Source organism: Agrobacterium sp. (assembly GCF_032092815.1).
Taxonomy (GTDB): Bacteria; Pseudomonadota; Alphaproteobacteria; order Rhizobiales; family Rhizobiaceae; genus Agrobacterium.
The window spans coordinates 5118-5882 of sequence record NZ_DAMDBP010000088.1; the positions used below are offsets into that span (position 1 = coordinate 5118).

2 protein-coding genes are annotated in these 765 nt (G+C 56.1%); both read left to right on the top strand.

The annotated features are described in order from the left end of the window. The first annotated feature begins 188 nt into the window (after positions 1 to 188). Positions 189 to 518 carry a hypothetical protein gene (locus RT613_RS23620; protein ID WP_313618803.1) on the top strand — a complete coding sequence of 110 codons (330 nt, stop codon included), beginning with the start codon at positions 189 to 191 and terminating at the stop codon, positions 516 to 518. Beyond that, positions 518 to 765 (top strand): hypothetical protein (locus tag RT613_RS23625; protein ID WP_313618804.1); only part of this gene is annotated, 248 nt, incomplete at its 3' end. The genes RT613_RS23620 and RT613_RS23625, both read left to right, overlap by 1 nt.

Genomic DNA, 765 nt, shown 5'->3' on the forward strand with positions numbered 1-765 from the left:
AATGTGTTTCTCGCCATGCGGGTAAACGGTCGGTGGAAGCAAGGACGAGAGAGCCAACCAAGTCGCTGAATCCACATCATTATTGTGACGTGCATTTTGGGGATAGGAATTAATTCACATATTTTTATCCCCGCCGCGCTGCCAACACCTATCATCGGTGGCAGAAAAGACAAAAAGGGAATTGTAGAATGTTTTCTACGCATGAAAGGCCGGTTTTGGTAGCATTGTCCCGGCCGGACCATATGCCCCCGTCCACCCCAAACACAGCAAAACAGGCGCAAAGCGGCGCGGCTGGCGTGCCGTCTGGCATCAAACTCACCGCGCCCTTTGCCAGATTGCTGCTTGCCGGCACCGGCGCCCGCAAATACGCGCCTGACAGTGCTGACCAGAACTCCGCCTTGGCGGAACGGCACAGATGCGCCTCGCTGGTGGAACACTGGCGTCAGGCCGGCAGAGCGGGTGAATATCTGCACCGCAGCACCAGGCTTTTGAAAAGCCGTATGGGGAGTGCTGCCTGATGTCAGATTTGATCAAAAACAACAATGACACCACCAGGAGACATCAAAAAAACAGAGCGTCATCTGCACCTGATCTGGCAGCGGATGCCGAGCTGATGGCCCTGCAGGCAGAGCTGCATGAAGCCGCCCAAACGGCCGACCAGGCGTTTAAGGATATGGGCGATTATGCCACGCTGGAGGAGGAACTGGCGGTGATTGATGCCATCATGGCACCGGGCGATGCGCTGGTCGAACGCATGCTTGCACT

Excerpts from the sequence above, each read along its gene's own strand:
- RT613_RS23620 (WP_313618803.1), top strand. The coding sequence starts at position 189 with ATGTTTTCTACGCATGAAAGGCCGGTTTTGGTAGCATTGTCCCGGCCG.